Below are 6,000 nucleotides of genomic sequence, written 5' to 3' on the forward strand. Positions count from 1 at the left end.
TCAAGTCAAGAAAAACTCATCGTACATGTAGCTCAACCAGTAGTTCCCCTCATTTTTTCGTGACACTAAAATAACACCCAGCTTCAGGAATAAAATTTTTTTAGCCCTTCACCTAAGTAAACGATTTAATAATTAACACCTCACCCGACTCTTAGTTCAACATTCCTGACGCAAGAATCAAGTTCTCGCGCCAGTAGCGTTCCTGCTGCTAACAGGAAATATCCGTTGAACGATTGTATTCATAAGCACGTATCTTGGCCATCAGTTCATCCGATAACTCAGAAACCCACTGAATATCCAGCCGCTTTTCTACGTCATCACACTCACTTGCCGCTACAAGCTTGATAAAAAATCAATGCGCTGGAGCTTCAACGACTCCAGAAAATAGTCCTGCATCTTCTCTCCTAACGATACTGCCTGATAAATAAATATTATATATCAAATACTTATATACACAGCATCGAAAAAATTTCCGGATGTAAAATCCTTTTTCGCTTTCAATGAGATACTTCTGAGATAATGCAATAATCACCAGCCTGGCGGCTATTCAGTAATACCAATGCCACCATTTGTCATCTTCCTGCAATCGCTGGTTTCGGTAGAACAAGCGCAGTCCGACCCCGGATGGGATACTGCCTCCACGCATAAGCAGATCCACTTCTGCATCACTCGCTTCAAACCCTTTGGACCTCAATTCAGCATCGAGCTGCTGGCGCTGCTGATCAGTAATTTTCTGTTAAAAACCTTTCCGCCGCTTCGGTTTTACTAGCCTCAGCCGGGCTGTCAGCTCCCAGCGTTCTTTCACGCTCAGATTATGGAGATCCGGCAACGCCTCCGGCTCTCTGGTTTCAGGTAATTCGCCCCCTGCCTGGTTCAAATTTTCAACGGGGGGACAGTTATTGCCACGAGCCCAAGGGGCGCAAGCGCCCTGGTCGGCTGTCGCCTCCTGAAGGCAACGGCTTTACGAACCATTTTCCACTTCACTGCATGGGTGCAGATCCGGCCCTTAAAGATCGAGGACCAGATGCCATAAACACGAATACCGTGTTCGCTTGCGCGCTCGACCCGTCGTTAAACTCATTCGCAGTTCTGCCAAGGTGATGTTTACGGAGAAGCAGGACGATGCATTGCTTCATGATGTAGGTGGCAAAACAGTCAGCATCAGATACGACTAGCACAGCATCCAGACGCGGGTTTTCCAGTACCGGAGCGCCTGCCTTCTTGCCGGCCAACAAGTGCGGCATTTGCCTGTACTCCTTCACATGCTGCTGTAGTTTCTGGCATTCAGCCCTGTTATGCCAAACCCTTTACAACTGCCAGCAGCACCTGATTGCATACACAGTAATCTCTCGCTGGAAGCATGACAGGCAAAATTGGCCTGCCTGCACGCTCAGCTAATCAAACAGCCACTCCCCTGCACGTGCAGATTCAAGATACATGGCCAGAGTGAGCGGTTTTTTATCTGGGTTACGTGGGCTTGGGGAGAAAAGCGAGGGCGATTTCCAGGGGTAGTAATTATCAAGCGCGAAACGGGCAGAGTTAACCGAAAACGCAGCGAAGAATTTTTCAGACATGGACGCGATATCATCCGCCTCAAAGTAATCCTGCAAAGTCGCATCTTGCTCAATGTCTATTTTTCTTAACAGGCTTGTTACCAGCGGCAATTCGCTTTTGATAAAATTCACTATCACGTCAACATCTGCTGTGCTTACCATATTTTATCCTCGTATCGAGCAATGACATTATACTTCTGGACTGTTCTGTAGCTTATGGCCACTACATCGCTGGCAAGGATTACCCATCCGACTACTGGAATCGTACGTCCAATAAATGCGCCCAAATGATTAACCCAGAATATTTGTAGACCTCGCATAGAAAATGAGCGGCGAGTTAACGTTGGCAATACGCGGCTTTTGAATTTATAAGATATGTGCTTCCGAAAAAATAGTGAAGCATGAGAGGTGCCCGGAGTAGCGTTTGCGGGTTTTCCCGGAACATCTATAGCGTTATCCCCTAATATCAGTGCCATTACAGCCATGATGTCCTCAACACCGAGTTGTTTTTCAGTCTCATCGATTAAGATCCAGAAAAGCAATTCATAAGCAGTAAGATTTGAAAGGCCATTGAAATAATAGGTGTCGTTTAACTCTTCTACTGTATCCATCAGATTAGATCCCATACTAATTATAAGGCTACCATCCTGGCTCCTGATAATCCCCCAGTCCACTAGCCCATTTCTGCATTTTCAACCGCATCGTATAAAAAGCCACCCGCCCTCACTCATGACGTGTACCGCCAGCGGACGATTTTTACCCGATCTGCTTGCATGCGCCTGCCTTTCACGTTAAATCCCCTTTTCTGCCCAACATCCTTCGCATTTCACGTGCACAATAGCCGCCGGGCTTCTATGAGCAGAGTCGCATTTCATTCCCGCAAAACGTATTTTCAGATTTAGACAGATGAAAATTGGGTGGTTTTCAGGAATAATCCGCGACGCACGCGCAGGCTCAAACAGAACGAGAAAGAGGATATAAAAATCAGTTACTTATTTGGATTGCTGTTTGCATTATCCAGCAAAAGTGCCGCGCTGCGAGAGTTCTGGCGCATTGAAATTATTCGTCAGCCGGCGTTCAGCTGGCGTCGCCTGTACACACACAGTCGTAACCGCCGCCGCAACTTCTTATTGTGGTGGCGTCTGGCGAGCGAGATGTATACCCGGGGCAACAAAGCGCAGCGTAAAGCGGCAAAGCAGATCAACGATCGTATTAAAGCGCGTTTCACCACCGACATCGGGCTGGATGCGCGGATTGGCGCCGGGTTGCACATTCCCCACCACACGGGTGTGGTTATCTCTGACAAGGCGCGCATCGGCAAAAATCTGGTTATCCGGCAGAACACCACCATCGGGGTGGTGAAAAGCATGACGCCGGAGCAGCTCATCACGCTTGGCGACAACGTGGATATCGGCGCCAACAGCTGCATCATCGGCGCGGTAAACATCGGCGATAACGTCACTCTCGGCGCGATGTCCTTTGTGAATCAGGATATTCCCGCTAACAGCGTGTTTATTACCCGCAAAACCTCGCAGATCCTGCTTAAACCCGCTGAGTAGTCGGGGCAGCGATGCGCGCGACCATCTCGCGTATCGCCTCCCGGCTGAGCGGCGTCGGGTCCACCACATAGTGCAGCGTCATCCCTTCAATAAATGCATCCAGCGCACGCGCGGTAGGTGCGTCAAACCACTGCTCCAGCGTCTGCTGGCTGCGGCACATCCAGCGCTGCATGATGCTGGTCAGCGCCGGGCGGCAGCTGGCAAACGCATAGAGCTGATACATCAGCGCCTGATTGCGCGCGGTGGTTATCTGCCCGCCGGCGATTAATCCGGTGATGGCATCGCAGGCCTGCTCCGCGCTGTCGACGCCCTCAAAGCCCGCCTGATACTGAGCCGACATCGCAAGCGTAAAGCGGGTAAAAGCCTCCTCAAGCAGCACCTCCAGCCCCGAAAAGTAGTAGGTCAGCGAGCCAAGCGGCACACCGGCGCAGGCGGCGATTTTACGGTAGGTGATGTTACTGATGCCGTGTTCCGCCACAGCTTCCAGCGTTTTCTCCAGAATGAGTTCTCGCCTGTTCGGGGTGTTATCGAATTTTGTCGCCATAATTATTGATTACGCTCCTGAGCAGCAATGTGTACAAATGTACACATCGTTGCTAGTGTTGTCTCATCTTTTCAGAAACGGGTTTTACTATGTCGACACAGGATATGTCCGCTCATGCGTTGCGGCGCCGCTGTTGGGCGCTGTTTGCCTTCTTCTTTATGCCCGGGATGCTGCTTGCCTCCTGGGCCAGCCGCACGCCAGCCATTCGTGACCTGCTGGAAGTCTCCACCGCCGGGATGGGGATCGTGCTGTTTGGTCTGTCGGTCGGGTCGATGAGCGGGGTGCTCTGTTCGGGCAAGCTGGTGAAGCGCTTTGGCACGAAGAAGGTGATCCGCACCGGGATGCTGATGTCGATTATCGGGATGCTGGTGATGAGCATTGCGCTGGTACCCGGCTCGCCGGTGATGTTTGCGCTCGGTCTGGCGCTTTTCGGCGGGGGGCTTGGCTCGGCGGAAGTGGCGATGAACGTAGAGGGCGCCATCGTCGAGAAAGCGATGGGCAAAACCCTGCTGCCGATGATGCATGGCTTTTTCAGCCTCGGGACGCTGGCGGGCGCGGGCGTCGGCATGACGCTAAGCGCGTTACAGTTTAGCGCGGCCTGGCACGTCGGACTTGCCGCCGCGCTGGCGATCGTGCCGGTGTTTATCGCTATCGCGGCCATTCCCCAGGGCGTGGGCAAGGATGGGCAGGAAGAGCCCGCCTCCCACGGCCACCCTGCCCGCCCCTTCTGGCGCGACGGCCAGCTGATGCTGATCGGTCTTATCGTGCTGGCGATGGCGTTTGCCGAAGGCTCGGCTAACGACTGGCTGCCACTACTGATGGTCGACGGTCATGGCTTCACGCCCGCCTCCGGGTCACTGATCTATACCGGGTTTACCCTGGGGATGACGCTCGGACGCTTCTGCGGCGGCTGGTTTATCGATCGCTACAGCCGCGTGGCGGTGGTGCGCGCCAGCGCCCTGATGGGCGCGCTGGGCATTGGGCTTATCATCTTTGTCGACAGCAGCTGGCTGGCAGGGGTATCAGTGATCCTCTGGGGTCTGGGCGCCTCGCTGGGCTTCCCGCTGACCATTTCAGCGGCCAGCGATACCGGCCCGGACGCACCGACCCGCGTCAGCGTGGTCGCCACCACTGGCTACGTGGCTTTCCTGGTGGGACCGCCGCTGCTGGGTTTCCTCGGCGAACACTACGGGCTGCGCAACGCCATGCTGGTGGTGCTGGCCTTTATGATTACCGCCGCGCTGGTGGCGAAAGCCGTGGCGCGTAAACCCAATTCTGAACACAACACCACAACGGAGGCCTGCTGATGGCTGTGAAACTGATCGCCGTCGACATGGATGGCACCTTTCTTAACGATCAAAAAAGCTATAACCGTGCGCGCTTTCTGAAGCAGTACGAACGCATGAAGGAGCAGGAGATCCGCTTCGTGGTCGCCAGCGGTAACCAGTATTACCAGCTGATCTCTTTCTTCCCGGAGATCGCCCACGAGATTTCGTTTGTCTCGGAAAACGGCGGCTGGGTGGTCAGCGAGGGGCGGGACGTGTTTAACGGCGAGCTGACCCCCGAAGAGGTGCAGACCGTGCTCGACCATCTCCAGACGCTGCCCTGGGTGCAGGTGATCACCTGCGGTAAACACAGCGGGTACACCCTCGCCAGCTATGACGATGCGTTTAAGCGCATGGCGTCGCATTACTACCATCGTCTGGAAATGGTAGAGAGCTTCGAGAATATCAACGACATCTTCTTCAAGTTCGCGCTTAACCTGCCGGACGACGAGCTGCTGAAAACCATGGACGACCTGACAACGGCTCTGGAGGGCATCGTGGTGCCGGTCTCCAGCGGTCACGGCTCCATTGACCTCATCATTCCCGGCGTGCACAAGGCTAACGGTCTGCGCCTGCTGCAGGAACAGTGGGGTATTCGCGATGAAGAGGTGGTGACCTTTGGCGACGGTGGGAACGATGTGGAGATGCTGCGCCAGGCGGGATACGGGTTTGCGATGCGCAACGCCCCGGATCGCATCAAGGCGGTAGCGCCGTATCAGGCGCCCTCCAATAACGACGAGGGCGTGCTGGAGATTATCGATCAGATCCTCGACGGCAAGCCGCCGTTCGACCGGTAAGTGATGCGGTTCGTTGCCCCAGCCACACCGATGCTGCATTTTAGGGGAAACGCCGGGATTTTGGTCCCCGGAGGGGCGCCAAACCCGGTGGTCGCCCCGTGTATCTCAGGCTGACCGCTGCAACGACCCCTTCGCCTTACTGAGGCTATAAGCCGCCGTTCGACCGGTAAGCGATGCGGTTCGTTGCCCCAGCCATACCGATGCTGCACTTTAGGGGAAACA

At 54.3% G+C, this 6,000-nt stretch carries 6 protein-coding genes and 3 pseudogenes; 3 read left to right on the forward strand and 6 right to left on the reverse strand.

Annotation, left to right across the window (positions count from 1 at the left end; translation table 11 throughout):
* Window positions 1–208: 208 nt before the first annotated feature.
* The 5 genes and pseudogenes from DW58_RS20015 to DW58_RS07375 all read right to left on the reverse strand — a co-directional run bounded on the left by DW58_RS20015 (window position 209) and on the right by DW58_RS07375 (window position 2,164).
* Window positions 209–396 (reverse strand): annotated as a pseudogene (locus tag DW58_RS20015) (hypothetical protein).
* Window positions 397–547: 151 nt separating this feature from the next.
* Window positions 548–820: pseudogene (locus tag DW58_RS21570) on the reverse strand (replication endonuclease); the annotation flags it as partial.
* A 48-nt stretch (window positions 821–868) separates the two neighbouring features.
* Window positions 869–1,226, reverse strand: a pseudogene (locus DW58_RS21575) (replication endonuclease); the annotation flags it as partial.
* A 168-nt stretch (window positions 1,227–1,394) separates the two neighbouring features.
* The gene (locus tag DW58_RS07370; RefSeq protein ID WP_024547745.1) at window positions 1,395–1,715 is read right to left on the reverse strand and encodes a DUF1493 family protein; all 321 of its coding nucleotides are present in this window, start codon (window positions 1,713–1,715) and stop codon (window positions 1,395–1,397) included.
* Complete coding sequence (locus tag DW58_RS07375) at window positions 1,709–2,164, reverse strand: STM2901 family protein (RefSeq protein WP_024547744.1); 456 nt, start codon at window positions 2,162–2,164, stop codon at window positions 1,709–1,711. The genes DW58_RS07370 and DW58_RS07375 overlap by 7 nt, the downstream gene beginning before the upstream one ends.
* A 390-nt stretch (window positions 2,165–2,554) precedes the next feature.
* On the opposite strand from DW58_RS07375, the gene DW58_RS07380 reads away from it, so the two are divergent.
* Window positions 2,555–3,112 (forward strand): serine acetyltransferase, encoded by a 558-nt coding sequence (locus DW58_RS07380; protein ID WP_235047723.1) that lies wholly within the window; start codon window positions 2,555–2,557, stop codon window positions 3,110–3,112.
* Here the strand turns inward: DW58_RS07380 and DW58_RS07385 are convergent.
* Window positions 3,096–3,656 carry a TetR/AcrR family transcriptional regulator gene (locus tag DW58_RS07385; RefSeq protein ID WP_024547742.1) on the reverse strand — a complete coding sequence of 187 codons (561 nt, stop codon included), beginning with the start codon at window positions 3,654–3,656 and terminating at the stop codon, window positions 3,096–3,098. The genes DW58_RS07380 and DW58_RS07385 overlap by 17 nt on opposite strands.
* A gap of 89 nt (window positions 3,657–3,745) precedes the next feature.
* On the opposite strand from DW58_RS07385, the gene DW58_RS07390 reads away from it, so the two are divergent.
* Together DW58_RS07390 and DW58_RS07395 are read left to right on the forward strand one after the other, a co-directional pair.
* Complete coding sequence (locus tag DW58_RS07390; RefSeq protein WP_024547741.1) at window positions 3,746–4,963, forward strand: MFS transporter; 1,218 nt, start codon at window positions 3,746–3,748, stop codon at window positions 4,961–4,963.
* The gene (locus tag DW58_RS07395; protein ID WP_024547740.1) at window positions 4,963–5,778 is read left to right on the forward strand and encodes a Cof-type HAD-IIB family hydrolase; all 816 of its coding nucleotides are present in this window, start codon (window positions 4,963–4,965) and stop codon (window positions 5,776–5,778) included. Before DW58_RS07390 ends, DW58_RS07395 begins: the two co-directional genes overlap by 1 nt.
* The last annotated feature ends 222 nt before the right edge of the window (window positions 5,779–6,000 follow it).

The sequence above is a fragment of the Siccibacter turicensis LMG 23730 genome (genome assembly GCF_000463155.2).
Lineage (GTDB): Bacteria > Pseudomonadota > Gammaproteobacteria > Enterobacterales > Enterobacteriaceae > Siccibacter > Siccibacter turicensis.